We start from the raw sequence: 16236 nt of genomic DNA on the forward strand, positions 1-16236 counted from the left end.
TGTCGAAAAACCGCCATGCCCTCTCATATAATGGCATGGCATTTTAGACGCTATAGAGCGCCAGTAGGCTCGATTTAGATTTGTCCCCCAATAAGCATTGCTCTGCGGGGTCAATCAGCACACGACCGTTCATGGCTTCACGACCAAGCAGCATTCGATAGCCCATGCTGTCTCGATTGGTAAGGGTGACTTCTACGTCCCAAGTGGTGTTGCCAAGTGTGAGCGGAACACAAATAACTGGGCGCTTTTCTTTGTCTCCACTGGAACTTTTTATGACCCTTTGGTCAATCAGAGGGGCTTCGCAATGTACCGTGATTTTGCGGTTTTTTTGCAACGGATGCACTTCAAAACGAACCCAATGGTCATCGCCACGAGAAAAGCGTTGAATATTGATGGCGTGCATGGAAGAGGTTTTGGCACCCGAATCTACCCGCGCTTTGATGGCTGGGATGTTAAGAGAAGTAAAGGCGCACCATTCGTCACTACCAATGATTATTTTGAGTTCGTTTAATGGAATCATAAAAAATACGGCACTCTATTAAAAAGCAAAAAGAGACCAAAAATAATAAATTTTTAGCTTGAGGTGTTTTATAGCGTAAAAGCGTGATTAGGTTAAGTTTTTTTGCTGTGCAAGGGTGTGATTTGCGTTGTTGAATTATGACTATAAGCACAAACTGTTGTAATCGTCTTATCTAAAGTTAATATGTGCGGACAAAACTACATTAATGGAGTTGTTAATGAATGGCCAACTGATGAAAGAGTTGGAAGAACTGGGTGGTGAAATACACCCTGCAAGCTTAAAAAAGTGTGATGAAATCTGTATTGAACAGCCGGGCTTTAGTGCGGTTATTGCACTATGGGGCGGACACTTGAAAAGCTTTATTCCTGCTGGTCAAGAGGATCTTCTGTTTCAATCTAAAAATAAGGGCGGAGAAGGGCGCTTTGGTCGTCGACACTTTGGTGTGCCTGTCTGCTGGCCTTGGTTTGGCGCTCATGATGTTGATGCTGATTACCCAGCCCATGGTCTTGCGCGTTATTTTCGCTGGGAATTTATTGAAGCGGGCCGCTTTAAAAATGGCGATGTAAAAATTGTGATTCGTTTAGTGTCGGAAGACCATCCATTGATTGAGGAAATGTGGCCATTTGCTTTTGAACTTCGACAAGTGTTTCGATTTTCTAAAAAAGGCTTCAAAATTAACTTTTCAGCAGCGAACTTATCCGACAAGTCGATGCCCGTCAGCGAAGCGTTACACACCTATTTTCATGTTTCAGACAACCAGAGCACAGAAGTGCATGGGTTAGATGACGTGACTTATGTCGATAAGCTTGATCGCGCTAGCCGTCACTTACAGCAAGGGGCGGTGACACCTTGTGATCATATGGATCGAGTGTATTTATCGGCGCCAGACACCTGTGAAATACGCGATGTTGGTCTGCAAAGGAAGTTGGTTATTCAAACGGAAGGCAGCAATAGCACGGTGCTGTGGAACCCGGGTGCAGAGATTGCCAAGCAGCGTACTGATATGGACGATGACGATTATCGCCATTTCGTTTGTGTAGAAGCCGCCAACGCGCTAAGCAATGTGTATGAGATTCCCCCCGGCGGTATTCATCAATTAAAGTTGAAAGTAAAACATAAGCCGCTCTTTGATGAGGGTGACGAAGAAGAGTAAAGCCAAGACCGTTTTGAGTCATTAAAAAAGCCCAGTTCACTGAATGAAGTGAACTGGGCTTTTTTGTGACGTCTGTTCTGACGTCGTGAGCTAAGGATTATGGCGTTGCTTTGCGCAGACGCCTTAATCGATACTGTATTCCATAATTAACGGTGCGTGATCAGAGAAGCGCTGTCCTTTATAAATGGAACCGCCTTGGATCAAGTTCTTGATGCCCGGTGTGGTGATTTGATAATCCAAACGACCGCCTTCGTCTAGTTTCCAAGCGCGTTCATAGTCAGGCCACCAAGTGTATTGCTTATCTTGTTTATTGACTTGACGGAACGCATCAATGTATTCCATTTCATTGAATATCTCGTTTATCCACTTACGCTCTTCGGGCAAAAAGCCAGAGTTACGCTGATTAACAAACCAGCTGCTAACATCAATCGGCGAGCGTGCGACATTGGCAGTACCACAGAAAATAAATTCTCGACGCTTACGGCGAGTTTTAATCAGGTGGTTTTTAAAGCCTTCCATAAAGCGATATTTGTGCTCTTGCAGCGTTTCTTCATGGTTTGAGCCATGAGGCGTTAAGAAAGCACCAATGCTGACTTTATCAAAGTCGGCTTGAATAAAGCGTCCTTCGAAGTCGCACTCAGGAAATCCCATGCCTGTCATAATCGCTTTGGGCATGGTTTTACTATAGATGGCAACGCCAGCTTGTTCTGGATTTTCCATTGAGTCAAAAAAATAGGTATTGAACTCAGGTGGAAAGAAAACGCTGTCATTTAGACTGCGCTCGTCTGCCTGTATGTCTTGTAGACACACAACATCCGGGTTCTGACGAACCATCCATTCAAAAAAGCCGCGGTCTGCTGCTTGTCTTATACCGTTTACATTAAGGCTGATGACCTTCATTTCTGGTCCCTACAATTCCTAGCCGTGTGTTATATTAGCGCCTATCCAATGTTGGCATGGCTTCGCTCGTTCTTGGCGGCGCTTTGTTGTGTACTATTTTTATCTTTCTGGAGCCGGTATGAAACCTTACCAAAGAGACTTTATTGAATTCGCTATTGAGCAAAACGTGTTGCGCTTTGGCGAATTTACGCTTAAATCGGGCCGTGTAAGCCCTTACTTTTTTAACGCCGGCCTGTTTAGTTCTGGCCAAGCCTTAGCGAAGTTAGGGCGTTTTTACGCGGCCTCATTAATGGAAGCCAATGTTCCATTTGATGTTCTATTTGGCCCTGCCTATAAAGGCATTCCCTTGGCAACCACCACCGCGGTTGCTCTTTATGAACATCATAATGTAGACACACCATACGTTTTCAACCGTAAAGAAGCAAAAACTCACGGTGAAGGCGGTTCTCTTGTGGGTGCCCCGTTGGCCGGTAATGTCATGATTATTGATGACGTTATTACCGCAGGGACAGCCATTCGAGAAGTCATGGCTATTATTCAGCAAGCCAATGCCCTTCCGGCTGGTGTGCTTATTGCCTTAGATCGTCAAGAACGAGGCCAAGGCGCGTTATCTGCTATTCAAGAAGTCGAACGTGACTTCAATATGCCCGTGATCAGTATCGTTTCCTTACATGACATCATGACTTACTTAGCGGAGCAGGATTCTCCTGAGTTTGCTAAGCACCTCGATGCGGTCAAGGCTTACCGTGATCAATACGGCATTTGATGCTGAAGCTAAGACTTGGGGCCATGCCTCAAGTCTTATCGATTTAACATCAAGTTTTGTGCCAAGACAGTCCATTGTTCTTGCCAAATTTCCATTGGCTTTATTTTAAATTCGCTACGCACGTAATGGCGTATTTTGCCTTCGATGATAGCGATTAAAAAATTCGCACAAGGCGCAACGCCCATCGCAGGTCGTAGTCCTTGTTTTAAATCTGCTTCACGTATGACCTGTTTCAGCTGAGTTTCGATGCGGTCAAACACTTGTGCAATACGCACGCGCAAACGTTCTGTTTCACCCGCTAATGCATCTGCCGTGAGCAATCGACACATGCCAGGATTTTGCTCGGCAAAGCCTAAAACCAAGGTCATGATCATTTCGATCCGAACCACGACGTTACTTTCTTCTTGAACAATACGGTTGATACGGGTGAAAAGCGTTTCTTCAATAAACTCGATCAAACCTTCAAACATTTTCGCTTTACTGGGAAAATGACGATACAAAGCCGCTTCCGATACGCCGACTTGCTTAGCCAGAGCAGCAGTAGTAATACGAGCTCCAGGGCTACTTTCTAGCATCTGAGCAAGTGCTTGCAATATTTCTGTGCGACGATCGTGTTTTTTATTGCTCATTTTTCGTGTCCAGTGTTTAACCTGTGCTTATCAATTGATGGTCTCAATAAAAGCGAAGACGTTATTCGCCAGCCTTGGCGTTCGATATAAGTGTACCAACACCCGTATCGGTAAATATTTCCAGCAAGGTTGCATGAGGTACACGGCCATCAATAATGTGCGCGCTGGTTACACCTGAATTGACGGCAGACAGCGCACAGCTAATCTTAGGCAGCATACCGCCATAAATCGTGCCGTCCGCGATCAGAGCGTCGACCTGCGCCGTACTCAGTCCTGTTAACACATTGCCTTGTTTATCTTGCACACCAGAAATATTGGTGAGCAACATGAGCTTTTCGGCACCAACCGCTTCGGCGACTTTACCCGCCACAAGATCGGCATTGATATTGTAAGAGTTACCTTCATCATCCACGCCGATTGGCGCAATAACCGGAATCAGGTCACTGTTTTCGAAAAACTTCAGGAAGCTGGTGTCAATGTTGGAAACTTCACCAACATGACCAATATCCACTTGCTCTGGAGACGTCATGCCATCAGCTTGGTGTTTTACAAATAATTTTTTGGCTTTAATAAAACGGCTGTCTTTGCCTGTGATGCCAATGGCTTTGCCACCCGCTTCACAAATTAAATTGACGATTTCTTTGTTTACTTGACCGCCTAAGACCATTTCAACCACATTCATGGTCGCGGTGTCGGTCACGCGCATACCATTAATGAATTTTGACTCAATGTTCAGTTTGGCCAGCATGTCACCAATTTGAGGGCCGCCGCCATGAACCACGATAGGGTTAATGCCAATGGCTTTCATCAGAACGATGTCTCGTGCAAATCCTGCTTGTAAGGTCTCGTCTGTCATGGCATTGCCGCCGTATTTGATGACCAAGGTTTTACCCGCAAAGCGTTGAATATAAGGCAGCGATTCGCTTAAAACCTTAGCCACATCTAGAGCAGATTCACGAGAAAAAGCCACGACTTACGTACTCCTGTAAACAAAAATGGATCGCCTAACAAAGTAAACTATTTTTATAGGTTCGACTTTATATCAACAACGAAAATATCAAACTTGTGTGGCAAAACCGTGACAGCCAAGGCTGACAACGAGTGTAAGCAACCACTTAGGTTTGAAATCATAACGTGATATTGGTGGATAAACTATAGAAATTTGTATGAAAATTACCGCGTTTTGGCTTATGAAAGTAAATTTCATTTTCTATCGGAAAGATGGGTGAGTGAATGTAGTGATGAAGAGAAAAAAGGTGAAATATTCTCACCTTTTTTCAGGGCTATTCGTTTATTTAGTGCCCGTGTGACCAAAACCGCCAGCACCGCGTTCGGTGTTATTGGAAAATGAATCTACATAATCCAGATCAACTTTTACAATGGGTTGAAACAATAATTGTGCGATTCTGTCTCCTGAGTTTACTGTAAATGGCTCTTGTCCATCGTTATGTATGAGTATGCCAAGTTCCCCATGATAATCGGAGTCGATTACGCCTGGATGAGCCCTTACCCCATGCTTCAATGCCAGCCCTGATCGAGAAGCAATCATTGCTACAATGTTAGGGTCTTTCATATTAAATGCTAATCCAGAAGGGAAAAGATGACGTCCCCCACTTGGAATAGTAACGGATTCAGTGATGCATGCCCTTAAATCTAAAGCCGCAGATCCTGACGTTGCGTATTTTGGAAGCTCGATTGTGTCACCAAGTAAAGGGTTGACTATTTTGGCTTCGATTTGTCTGTGCATGAATATGACCTCATTTATAACTGTGATATCTTATGAATGTTACAAATATACCATGTTCGTTATTTTTTGGTGCGAAGGCTGATGTATTTTTTGTAGTGGTTTGGCCTGTAGCTAAGCCTTTTTTAAGGAAAGCATTACGTTATAAGGAATGAGTTTGTGATATTGAATAGCAATTTAAATGCATGTGGTGTGCGGATACGTCCAGAAGTGGTACAGAGTCAAGAGAAGGTTTCGGTTGACCTTTCCGTTGGTTCTTTGTATCAGCGAAGTGGTGATACCGATTGGCTAAAGATTAACAAAAACATCATATTGCAGCCCGGCAGTTGTATCATTATTGAAACTCAGGAAAGTATATCCATGCCAAATAATGTTTTTGGCTTACTTTCTACTAAAGGCAGTATTGGGAGTAAAGGGATTGTAACCGCGAATACTAAATTGGATCCTTTGTTTGTTGGTAAGCTAAGAATTCCCGTTTTTAATGTTAGTGGTCGTAAGGTTGAATTGCACATTGGGCAGGCTTTTTGCTCTATGTCGTTTTGGCGAACCGAAGCCCCGATAGTTGGAACTGAAACTCGCACAGCCATAAAAACCCAACCTAAAACAGAAAATTGGTTGAAAGATTACTGGGGACGGTATTCCGCTCAGATTCTAACTGGCGTATTTTCAATTTTAGGTTCCATTATTGCGGCCATCATTACAGTGACGTTGGGGAAATAATGCTTTTAACAAAACATGCTTTGCAAGCTTTAGTGACTCATGGCTTAGCGGTGAATAAAAATAACGTTGTGCAAGTTGATGTATCGTCTATTGGTCTTCGATTAGATAATCAATTTACTGTATATGACCCTTATGAAGGTGAACCTTTCATTCCTCCAAAGGCAATGCCGAGCACAATGAAAACCATTTCTCAGAATGACTTTTTTGTCTTACCTCCAGGCGGCAGTGTATTAGCTTGTACTGAAGAGTACATAACGATGCCGAATGATAAGTTTGGTCTGATTCAAACGAAAGGTTCTATCGCTCGAGGGTTTATCTCTGTCCATATGAGTGATGGCCAAGTCGATCCCGGTTATAAAGGAAAAGTCACATTAGAACTGGTGAATATGAGTTCGTTTTATTACAAACTTGTGCCAGGAATGCCTATTGCGTCTTTGTTTATAATCAATACAGACCAAAGTGTAGAGCCTTATGATGGTCGTTATCAGTCCTCGAGTGGCCCCACCGCTATGAAATAGAAGTACGCAGAGAGAACTCGATAATACACTCAACGAGTTGGCCTGCGAGTGCATTTTTAGTGGTTTTATCAGGGGACCAGGTTTTGTCTTGGGTGATGACTGTGACTTGGTTGTCATCTTGGTTAAAGCCAATGTCGGCGCGAGACACATCATTGGCGATAATAATGTCCAATCCTTTGCGTTCGAGTTTGCCTTTCGCGTAGTCGATCAGATTTTGTGTTTCTGCCGCAAAGCCCACCATGATTTTGGCGCGTTTTTGCTGGGCGAGTGTCGCAATGATGTCTGGGTTTTTAACTAATGTCAGGGTGACTTCGTCGGTGTCTGATTGCTTCTTCATCTTCTGGTTAGTGGCGGTTTTCATTTTGAAGTCAGCCACCGCAGCGGCACCAATGAACACATCCGCTTGAGAGCTCATACTTTGCTCGCAGGCGGCTAGCATGTCATCGGCACTTTTCACGGCAATGACGTTCGCGCCAGCGGGCGCGTTGATTTGCACAGGGCCACTGATCAGTGTGACCTTGGCGCCACGGGCAATCGCAGAGGCCGCAAGAGCGTAACCCATTTTGCCAGAGCTGTGATTGCTGATGTAGCGTACTGGATCGATGGCTTCCATGGTTGGGCCAGCCGTAATCACCCAATGTTGGCCAGTTAGATCTAGTTCTATAGTCGAGCCTTGAAAATGCGTGATAACAGCATTGAATATATCGTTTGGTTCGCTCATGCGTCCTGGGCCAATATCCCCACAGGCTTGCGCCCCATCGGCAGGGCCAATGCTTAATACGCCACGCTGCGTGAGCAACTTGGCATTGGCTTGCGTGGCTGGGTGTCGCCACATGGCTTGGTTCATCGCAGGGGCAAGCAGCACAGGTGCTTCTGTTGCCAAACACAAGGTGCTTAATAAATCGTTTGCCATGCCCTGAGCATAACGCGCCATGAAGTCCGCCGAGGCAGGCGCGATGACAATTAAATCGGCCCATTTCGCCAGTTCAATGTGTCCCATACCTGCTTCGGCATTTGGGTCTAATAACGTGCTGCGTACCGGATGACCAGAAATCGCCTGCAGTGTCATTTCGGTGACGAAGGCTTTTGCGCCATCCGTCAAAACGACCTGAACCTCGGCGCCTGCTTTGGTTAACAAACGAATCAGCTCGATGCTTTTATAAGCAGCAATGCCGCCGGTAATGCCTAATAGAATGCGTTTTTGAGCGAGGTTTGACATAAAAAACTTCTCAATTCGTTCTGTGATCGATAAAGTGAGTGACAGGCAGGACGCCTTTCTCATTTAAATTGAGTGCAAGATTAACACGGATCAAGGAGTAGATCATGAGTATTAAACATTGGCCTGAGCAAGAAAGACCCCGAGAAAAACTCATTCATCAAGGCGCTGGAGCGCTAAGTGATTCTGAGTTGCTGGCGATTTTTCTGCGTACCGGAACACAAGGCATTAGCGCGGTCGAGCTGGCTCGGCAGGTGTTGTCTCAATTTGGTGGTTTGCGTGCGCTTATGTCGGCCAGTCGTGAAGAATTTTGCCAAGGCTTTGGGCTGGGCGATGCCAAATACACCCAGCTTCAAGCCGTGCTGGAAATGTCTAAGCGTCATTTGCAAGAACAGCTAATGCGCGAAACCGTCTTCACCAGCGCCGAGCATGTTCGAACCTACCTTTCTTCCCAGCTACGCCATTCTCAACGAGAAATATTTGCCGTATTGTTCTTAGACACCCAGCATAGGCTTATCCGCTACCAAGAGCTCTTTATGGGCACCATTGATGCGGCTGCCGTGTACCCGCGTGAAGTGGTTAAAGCCGCGCTGCAATATAACGCGGCGGCGGTAATTTTGGCCCACAACCACCCAAGCGGCATCGCCGAACCCAGTCAGGCGGACATCAGCATTACGGACAAAATCAAACGCGCGTTGGACCTTATTGATGTGCGATTGCTGGACCACTTTGTGGTTGGCGATGGCTTACCTGTGTCGTTAGCAGAACGAGGCTTGCTGTAGAGGGGTCAAACGAGCTTCTTCAACCCCAAGTGGTTCTCTATCCCTTTGATCTGGTCTTCTGCGTGGTGATTAACATATAAAACCGTGGTTTCTGAGCCTTGGCAAATTTTCTCGATTAAGGCGAGGACGAGCTGGCGGTTCATGTCGTCTAGGCCGAGGCAGGGTTCGTCTAGGATCAACAGCGGCGGGTGTTTCACCATGGCGCGGGCGATGAGTAGCAGGCGCTGGTCGCCGTAGGAGAGTTTGTTGAATGGTTGGTCAGCGCGGTTTGTCATACCGAGCAGTGCGAGCCATTGATCGGCGATTTTCTTCTGGTTATCGGTGGATTTAGTGTACATGCCGATGCTGTCGTAGAAGCCAGAGATAATCACGTTCTTACAGCTGGTGCTGACGCGGTATTCCCATTGCAAAGATGTCGAAACATAGCCGATAAATTGTTTGATTTGCCAAATGCTTTCGCCGTTACCGCGCTGGAAACCGAAGACGAAAATGTCGTTGCTGTAGCATTGTGGGTGATCGCCGGTGATCAAAGACAATACACCCGTTTTGCCGCTGCCGTTAGGGCCGCTAAGTTGCCAATGTTGACCGCGATCTATGGTCCAATCCAGTTTATCAACAATCACCGTATCGCCGTATTGGATGGTGGTTTGGTTGAGTTTGACCAACGGCTGGCTTGGGTCAAGTGCTGGTAGTTTATGAGCTGGGTCGGCCTCTGGTACGCTGAGATCGGTGGTTTTCAAATGCAGCAATTGATAAAGCTCATTGAAAGCATGGTCGTCGCTTTTCTCTACGGTGAGTTCCAAACGACCATTCTCAATATAGGCAATATGGGTGATGAAATCCGGCATTTCATCAAAGCGATTGAGCACCATGATCATCGGCGTGGTGTCTATGATGGAAGCAAGGTGCGCTTGCAGCATGGCAAGGGTATCGACGTCTAAACCATCGAATGGCTCGTCTAATATCAGTAAATCAGGCTGGTTAGCTAAGGCGCGAATCAGCATGACTTTGCGGGTTTCGCCGGTGGAAAGTTTACGAAACGCGCGATCGAGCAGTGTGCTTAGGCCGAACTTTGCCACCAGCGCTTGGGCGAGTTTTGTGTCTTGGCAATGATCGAAAATCATTTCATGCACTGGCGTACCGAGGGAAATCACGTCCATGATGTCGGCGTCGTCTTTTTTCCGTTCTTTGGCAATTAATTCTGCTTGGGCTTCAAAAGACACCAAGCCGATGTTTTTCGGCAGGCCCGTTATTGCTCCCTTTTCAATCTCGCCTACGCCAGCGAGTACAGCCGCAAGAGCAGACTTGCCCGCGCCATTGGTGCCAGTAATCACCCAATGCTGGTTAAGCTCAATCGTCCAGTCAATGCGATTCAGATGAAAGCGATCATCAAAATTAACGCTCAGATCGTCTAAGCGGATGGCAGTATCCATGAGATATTCCTTTTCAAAGCCTAAAAACAAAAAGTAACGCGACAAAAAAGCCGAGTGCTCAATGAGTCACTCGGCTTTTTAGGTGCTTAATTTCTAAGGAAAATTAAACGATCTTTTTCATGTCAGCCATATGACCGCGCAATACCGAACCAACGGCTTCTACTGGGTGAGAGCGAAGCGCTGTGTTAACTTCAATCAAGCGCTTGTTATCAACGCCGTTGTTTTCAACAACAAGACCTTTACCGATAACGTCGGTGTTGATGTCTTTCATGAAGTCAGCCAATAGTGGTACACAAGCGTGGTTGTATAGGTAGCAACCGTATTCCGCTGTGTCAGAAATAGTCGCGTTCATTTCGTACAATTTCTTACGAGCGATGGTGTTCGCGATCAATGGTGTTTCATGTAGAGACTCGTAGTAAGCAGACTCTGCGATGATGCCAGCCGCTGTCATGGTTTCGAAAGCAAGCTCAACACCGGCTTTTACCATGGCAACCATCAAGATGCCGTTGTCGAAGAATTCTTGTTCAGAGATTTCGACATCGCCAGCAGGTGTTTTTTCGAAGTTAGTTTCTGCTGTTTCGGCGCGCCATTTAAGCAAGTTAACGTCGTCGTTGGCCCAATCTTCCATCATGGTTTGAGAGAAGTGACCGCTGATGATGTCGTCTTGGTGCTTGTTGTACAAAGGACGCATGATGACTTTTAGTTCTTCAGAAAGATCAAACGCTTTGATCTTAGCTGGGTTAGAAAGACGATCTAGCATGTTAGTCACGCCGCCGTATTTCAACGCTTCTGTTACTGTTTCCCAACCGTATTGGATCAAGCGAGAGGCGTAGCCAGCGTCGATGCCTTCTTCAACCATTTTGTCGAAGCAAAGGATAGAGCCAGTTTGCAACATACCACAAAGGATGGTTTGCTCGCCCATTAGGTCAGATTTTACTTCCGCGATGAAAGAAGACATCAAAACGCCTGCTTTGTGACCGCCAGTACCCACAGCGTACGCTTTGGCTAGAGCAAGACCTTCGCCTTTAGGATCGTTGTCTTCGTGAACGGCGATCAGCGTTGGCACACCGAAACCACGCACGTATTCAGCGCGAACTTCAGAACCTGGGCACTTAGGCGCCACCATGATGACGGTTAAGTCTTCGCGGATTTTCATGCCTTCTTCTACGATGTTGAAACCGTGAGAGTAAGATAGGCAAGCGTCTTTCTTCATAAGCGGCATAACAGCAGTAACAACGGGAGTATGTTGCTTATCTGGTGTTAGGTTCAAAACGACGTCAGCCGTTGGGATCAAGTCTTCGTAAGTGCCCACTACAAAACCGTTTTCAGTGGCGTTTTTCCACGACTGACGTTTTTGCGCAATGGCTTCAGGACGTAACGCGTAAGAAACATCTAAACCGCTGTCGCGTAGGTTAAGACCTTGGTTAAGGCCTTGAGCGCCACAACCGATCACGACGAGTTTTTTGCCTTTAAGTGCTTCTACGCCGTCGGAAAATTCAGAGCTGTCCATAAAGCGACATTTTGCTAGTTGAGCCAGTTGCTCGCGTAGCGGCAAAGTATTGAAGTAGTTAGCCATGTTTCGATCCTAGTTTTTATGATTAAAGTATCGACACGAAAACACGCCGATATTAAAAAAGAGTGACACAGTCGCCAAGCCATGTTTTTGCTTGGCGTTCTGCGAGTAGGGCTAATCTAACCTAGTAGAATGTTTTCGTAAATTGACATATTTGCAATGTAACGTCCCATTTTTTGCAAACATGTTTTATTATGGTCTGAACGTCATCGAGCGAATCGCTATTATGAACATAAGAGTGCTAAAACAATTTCTCGCCTTAGCTGAAACGCTGCATTTTGGCCGTGCCAGCGACGAGTGTCACATCAGTATTTCGGCCTTGTCGCGCAATATTCGTCATTTGGAAGATGAACTGGGTGTGGCTTTGTTTAATCGCGATAACCGCACCGTGGTATTGACTCAAGAAGGGCAGAAATTTCTTAAATACGCTCGCGATACTAGCCGCCAATGGCACTTGATTCGTCATGAGTTAACCGACAACTTGGACCAGCTTAGCGGTGAAATCAGTCTGTATGGTTCCGTGACGGCGAGTTACAGTTTCCTGTACGAATTATTGCGGCGTTTTCGCGTTGCCTACCCAGGTGTTGAAATCAAGCTGCGCACGGGCGACCCTGAACACGCTATTGCGCACATTTTGGATGGCAAAGAAGACATTACCATTGCTGCCAAGCCGACGAACCTGCCTCGTAATGTGGCCTTTAAGCCCATTGCCATCTCGCCACTGCTGTTTATTGCGCCGTTAGAGCAACAAGTTCCGAATGTACCAACCCGTGCTCCCACTACGGTACAAGAGTGGGCGACTATCCCGATGATTCTTTCCGAAAGCGGCGTGTCGAGAACGCGCGTCGATGAATGGTTTCGTCAACAGGACATTGCGCCACAGATTTACGCGCAAGTCACGGGCAACGAAGCGATAGTGAGCATGGTGAGCTTGGGTTTTGGGATTGGTGTGGTGCCTAAAATCGTCTTGGATAATAGCCCGCTTGTAGATCGAATTAAGGTGTTAGACGTACAGCCTGAACTGGAACCTTACGATATTGGCTTGTTTACCCTGAAGAAAAGCTTAAAAAACCCTATGGTGGACGCTTTTTGGAGCCTAATGGAAGAAGAGGCGTAATCACGCCTCTTCTCTTGGTGGTTGCCTTTGTTGTTTAGACAGCGGTTTAGGCCGTTATCTAGTCAACTATCTAATCAGCAGGCTGGCTTATTTCCAACCACCTTGGTCCATCAATTTAACCGCTTGACGGTTGTTTTCACCCAACACACTTAGGGAAATCGTATCGGCTTTGAAATCGCCAAATACGGTTAGGTTTTTCGGTGGCGCAATGCCTTCCACAACGGGGTATTCGTTGTTTACTTTTGCGTACCATTCTTGGCTTTGTTGGTTGGTTAAAAACTCAACCAGTTTGGTCGCGTTGTCTTTGTTTTTTGCAGAAGCGGTCATACCGATGCCGCTGACATTGACGTGAACACCACGGTCATTAGCGCCTTGGTTTGGCCAGAACATAACCAGTTTGTTGTAGACGTCACGATCAGCTTGCTTGTCACTTTGACCTAAACGGCCGAAGTAATAAGTGTTAGCAATGGCAATGTCACACACGCCAGCGGCTGCCGCTTTGATTTGATCTGTATCGCCGCCTGCTGGTGGACGAGCAAAGTTAGCCACTAAACCTTTGATCCATTCCAAGGTTTTGGCTTCGCCATGTGCGTCGATCATAGACGCCACCAAAGATTGGTTATAAATGTTGCCGGAAGAACGAATGCAAATTTTGCCTTTCCATTTTGGATCGGCTAGTGCTTCGTATGTAGAAAGCTCCGCTGGATTAACGGTTTCTGGGTTGTATAGAAATACGCGGGCGCGCTGTGATAGGCCATACCAATAACCGTCGCGGTCTTGTAGGTGGCTTGGCACAACGTCTTTGAGTTGTTCAGTTTCAAACGGTTGCAATACACCGGCGTCTTTTGCACGGTATAAACGTCCGGCATCAACGGTAATAAAAACATCTGCAGGGCTAGCGCTGCCTTCTGATTTTAGGCGGCTCAATAGGGCATCAGCATCGCCAGTGATTAGGTTCACGGTGACGTCATGCTCTTTAGAGAAATTGTCTAAAAGAGGTGAGATCAATGCTTCGGCACGGGCTGAGTAAACATTTACTTCCCCAGCGGCATGAGCAGATAGGCTGCTAAAAGACAACAAAGAAGTACCAATAACAGCACACCAAGAGGCGCTTTTACGGATAGATGAAGCCAAGGTTGTTGGGGTTAGTTGAGTCATTGTTTTTCCTTTTTACTGATGAATATGGATTAAAAAGCATTTATCGAGTCCAGTGTTGACAAATAGTAATGGAAATAGTTCCTGTTTGTATTGTTATTTTTGTAATTTTTTTAAACGGGCTATTTTAGTGCGCTATTTTGAGGGGAATAATAGCGAATCTGAGCCTGATATCGATTGCTATGAGAAAGTCTCAGCCGCATGGCTTTAAAATGAATAAATTGCGCTTTTTCTCCCTATTTAGCCCTTCTTTTTTTGTCTAAAAAGTGAACAATAGGCGTCGATTTTAATCCTCTACTTTTATTGCAGGCCATAATGATATCAACCCCTTCTTCTGCCGAGACGGTTTCCCGCCGTGTTCAATATTTACGTGTGTTTATGCTTGGCCTTAGCGCTTTTATTTTTAATACCACTGAGTTCGTTCCAGTGGGATTGTTGTCGGATATTGCGCAAAGCTTTTCTATTCCGACGGCTCAAGTGGGCTGGATGTTGACTGTTTATGCTTGGATTGTGGCCTTGATGTCGCTGCCTATGATGCTGTTGACGCGGAAAGTGGAACGTAAAACTTTGCTGATGTGGCTGTTTGCCTTGTTTATTGTTAGCCATATCCTTTCCGTTGTTGCTTGGGATTTTACGACCTTGCTCATCAGCCGGATTGGGATTGCGTTTGCGCACGCCGTATTCTGGTCGATTACGGCCTCTATTGCGATTCGTGTCGCGCCACCCGGTAAACATACTTTTGCGTTAAGCGTTTTAGCAACAGGAACGGGGCTTGCCATGGTGCTTGGCGTACCTGCGGGGCGTATTATTGGTCAGCTTTTGGATTGGCGTACTACTTTTGCGGTCATTGCGGTTATCGCTGTCATCATTATGTTGGTTATGTATCGGTTATTGCCGGACTTGCCCAGCTTGTTTTCGGGCTCTATTAGTAAGGTGCCGGAAGTGCTAAACAATCGCGTTTTACTGGGCATGTACCTCTTTATTTTTGCGATTTTTTCCGCGCATTACACCGCTTATAGCTATATTGAACCCTTTTTGAGAGAGGTGGGTTCCGTCAGCGGCGGCTTTACGACCATGATTTTGTTGTTATTTGGTATGGCAGGTATTTTTGGCAGTGTGTTGTTCAGCTATTTTGGTGATAAGGCCAATACCTTGATGTTGGTATCCAGTGTGACGGCGGCTTCTGCTTGTATGGCGCTGCTGTATTTCCTTGCTCCTCATGACTCATTTTTAGTAGCGGGTGTATTGGTGTGGGGTGCGTCGATTATGATTATCGGTTTGAGCATGCAAATCCGTGTGCTGAACGTCGACAACAGCGCCGCTGACATTATTATGTCTTTGTATTCGGGCATTATTAACTTGGGCATTGGCGCGGGTGCGTTGATCGGCGGTCAGGTTATTCATTATGTCGGCTTAGAAAGTGTTGGCTTCGCGGGGGCCTTGTTAGGCGGTTGCGCCTTAGCGGTGATTGTGACCTTATTAAAGCGCTTGAAAGCGTCAACCGATTTGAACGCATCAACTCAATAGCAAAACGTAAAACACATCTGCGCTCGCTCTTGGTGCAATTTTTTTATAAAAGAGCATTTTGGTGTTGAGTAACGAAAGCGCTTGGTTTTTTTATTTTATAGACCAGCGCTTTTTATTTTATCAATTAGAGTTTTTTACTATATAAATCAACGGTTTTCTAGTTTCTTAGACAGCCAATGCCAGCGTGTTTATTATTTGGCATCATACTTGCTAATTCCCACTTGTCTCTGTGTCGAGGTTATCGGCATAGAAAACAAATGATCAACGTCGATCAATTTGCTGAATGGCATCGTCGCCAGCTGCTGTTTTTCAGTAGCGCTCGGTCAGGCTCCTTTAGAAAGGACCGCTGATGAGGGTGACGTGTCGGCGTCGCTTCTCTCTTTCCTTTTCTTTCTAAAAAGCCATTCGATCCTCCGAAGCGGGCCTTGTCATAAGCAAAATACCATTTGAAAAAAACATTTGTGAACTTTGTTCAATAGATTG

At 45.9% G+C, this 16236-nt stretch carries 16 protein-coding genes; 7 read left to right on the plus strand and 9 right to left on the minus strand.

All coding sequences use genetic code 11. From position 1 onward, the window contains the following. Positions 1-43 precede the first annotated feature (43 nt). A complete protein-coding gene (locus J8N69_RS10050; RefSeq protein WP_168824247.1) occupies positions 44-520 on the minus strand; it encodes an ATP-dependent zinc protease family protein in 477 nt (158 codons plus the stop codon). Between the two features lie 217 nt (positions 521-737). Here J8N69_RS10050 and J8N69_RS10055 point away from each other — a divergent pair, with 217 nt between their 5' ends. Further along, positions 738-1673, plus strand: coding sequence for a D-hexose-6-phosphate mutarotase (locus J8N69_RS10055; RefSeq protein ID WP_168824249.1), 936 nt, complete (start codon positions 738-740; stop codon positions 1671-1673). Positions 1674-1796: 123 nt separating this feature from the next. Here the strand turns inward: J8N69_RS10055 and J8N69_RS10060 are convergent, their stop codons facing one another. Beyond that, positions 1797-2573 carry an exodeoxyribonuclease III gene (locus tag J8N69_RS10060; protein WP_168824251.1) on the minus strand — a complete coding sequence of 259 codons (777 nt, stop codon included), beginning with the start codon at positions 2571-2573 and terminating at the stop codon, positions 1797-1799. A 118-nt stretch (positions 2574-2691) separates the two neighbouring features. Between J8N69_RS10060 and pyrE the strand changes: the two genes are divergently transcribed. Further along, positions 2692-3339, plus strand: a complete 648-nt coding sequence (gene pyrE / locus J8N69_RS10065; protein WP_168824253.1) for an orotate phosphoribosyltransferase — start codon at positions 2692-2694, stop codon at positions 3337-3339. Between the two features lie 35 nt (positions 3340-3374). Here the strand turns inward: pyrE and slmA are convergent, their stop codons facing one another. The 3 genes from slmA to dut all read right to left on the minus strand — a co-directional run bounded on the left by slmA (position 3375) and on the right by dut (position 5715). Continuing rightward, positions 3375-3968 carry a nucleoid occlusion factor SlmA gene (gene slmA / locus J8N69_RS10070; RefSeq protein ID WP_168824255.1) on the minus strand — a complete coding sequence of 198 codons (594 nt, stop codon included), beginning with the start codon at positions 3966-3968 and terminating at the stop codon, positions 3375-3377. A 61-nt stretch (positions 3969-4029) separates the two neighbouring features. After that, entirely contained in the window at positions 4030-4938 is a 909-nt protein-coding gene (argB, locus tag J8N69_RS10075) for an acetylglutamate kinase (RefSeq protein ID WP_168824257.1), read from the minus strand. Between the two features lie 321 nt (positions 4939-5259). After that, entirely contained in the window at positions 5260-5715 is a 456-nt protein-coding gene (gene dut / locus J8N69_RS10080; protein WP_168824259.1) for a dUTP diphosphatase, read from the minus strand. Between the two features lie 156 nt (positions 5716-5871). On the opposite strand from dut, the gene J8N69_RS10085 reads away from it, so the two are divergent. After that, positions 5872-6432, plus strand: a complete 561-nt coding sequence (locus J8N69_RS10085) for a dCTP deaminase domain-containing protein (RefSeq protein WP_168824261.1) — start codon at positions 5872-5874, stop codon at positions 6430-6432. Beyond that, on the plus strand, positions 6432-6950 hold the full coding sequence (gene dcd, locus J8N69_RS10090) for a dCTP deaminase (RefSeq protein WP_168824263.1): 519 nt from the start codon (positions 6432-6434) through the stop codon (positions 6948-6950). Before J8N69_RS10085 ends, dcd begins: the two co-directional genes overlap by 1 nt. On the opposite strand, the gene coaBC is transcribed toward dcd, so the two are convergent. After that, complete coding sequence (coaBC, locus tag J8N69_RS10095) at positions 6940-8169, minus strand: bifunctional phosphopantothenoylcysteine decarboxylase/phosphopantothenate--cysteine ligase CoaBC (protein WP_168824265.1); 1230 nt, start codon at positions 8167-8169, stop codon at positions 6940-6942. The two genes, dcd and coaBC, sit on opposite strands and share 11 nt — an antisense overlap. 104 nt (positions 8170-8273) lie before the next feature. Between coaBC and radC the strand changes: the two genes are divergently transcribed. Continuing rightward, entirely contained in the window at positions 8274-8948 is a 675-nt protein-coding gene (gene radC, locus J8N69_RS10100) for a RadC family protein (RefSeq protein ID WP_168824267.1), read from the plus strand. A 5-nt stretch (positions 8949-8953) separates the two neighbouring features. Here radC and modF read toward each other — a convergent pair whose 3' ends face one another. Together modF and ilvC are read right to left on the minus strand one after the other, a co-directional pair. Further along, a complete protein-coding gene (gene modF, locus J8N69_RS10105; RefSeq protein WP_168824269.1) occupies positions 8954-10381 on the minus strand; it encodes a molybdate ABC transporter ATP-binding protein ModF in 1428 nt (475 codons plus the stop codon). Between the two features lie 103 nt (positions 10382-10484). Further along, on the minus strand, positions 10485-11957 hold the full coding sequence (ilvC, locus tag J8N69_RS10110; RefSeq protein WP_168824271.1) for a ketol-acid reductoisomerase: 1473 nt from the start codon (positions 11955-11957) through the stop codon (positions 10485-10487). Between the two features lie 223 nt (positions 11958-12180). Between ilvC and ilvY the strand changes: the two genes are divergently transcribed. Beyond that, a complete protein-coding gene (gene ilvY, locus J8N69_RS10115; protein WP_168824273.1) occupies positions 12181-13071 on the plus strand; it encodes an HTH-type transcriptional activator IlvY in 891 nt (296 codons plus the stop codon). Between the two features lie 87 nt (positions 13072-13158). Here ilvY and J8N69_RS10120 read toward each other — a convergent pair whose 3' ends face one another. Beyond that, complete coding sequence (locus J8N69_RS10120; RefSeq protein ID WP_168824275.1) at positions 13159-14229, minus strand: Fe(3+) ABC transporter substrate-binding protein; 1071 nt, start codon at positions 14227-14229, stop codon at positions 13159-13161. Positions 14230-14541: 312 nt separating this feature from the next. On the opposite strand from J8N69_RS10120, the gene J8N69_RS10125 reads away from it, so the two are divergent. Then, a complete protein-coding gene (locus J8N69_RS10125) occupies positions 14542-15753 on the plus strand; it encodes a sugar transporter (RefSeq protein ID WP_168824277.1) in 1212 nt (403 codons plus the stop codon). Positions 15754-16236: the final 483 nt, after the last annotated feature.

This window comes from Marinomonas profundi (assembly GCF_020694005.1).
Classification (GTDB): domain Bacteria; phylum Pseudomonadota; class Gammaproteobacteria; order Pseudomonadales; family Marinomonadaceae; genus Marinomonas; species Marinomonas profundi.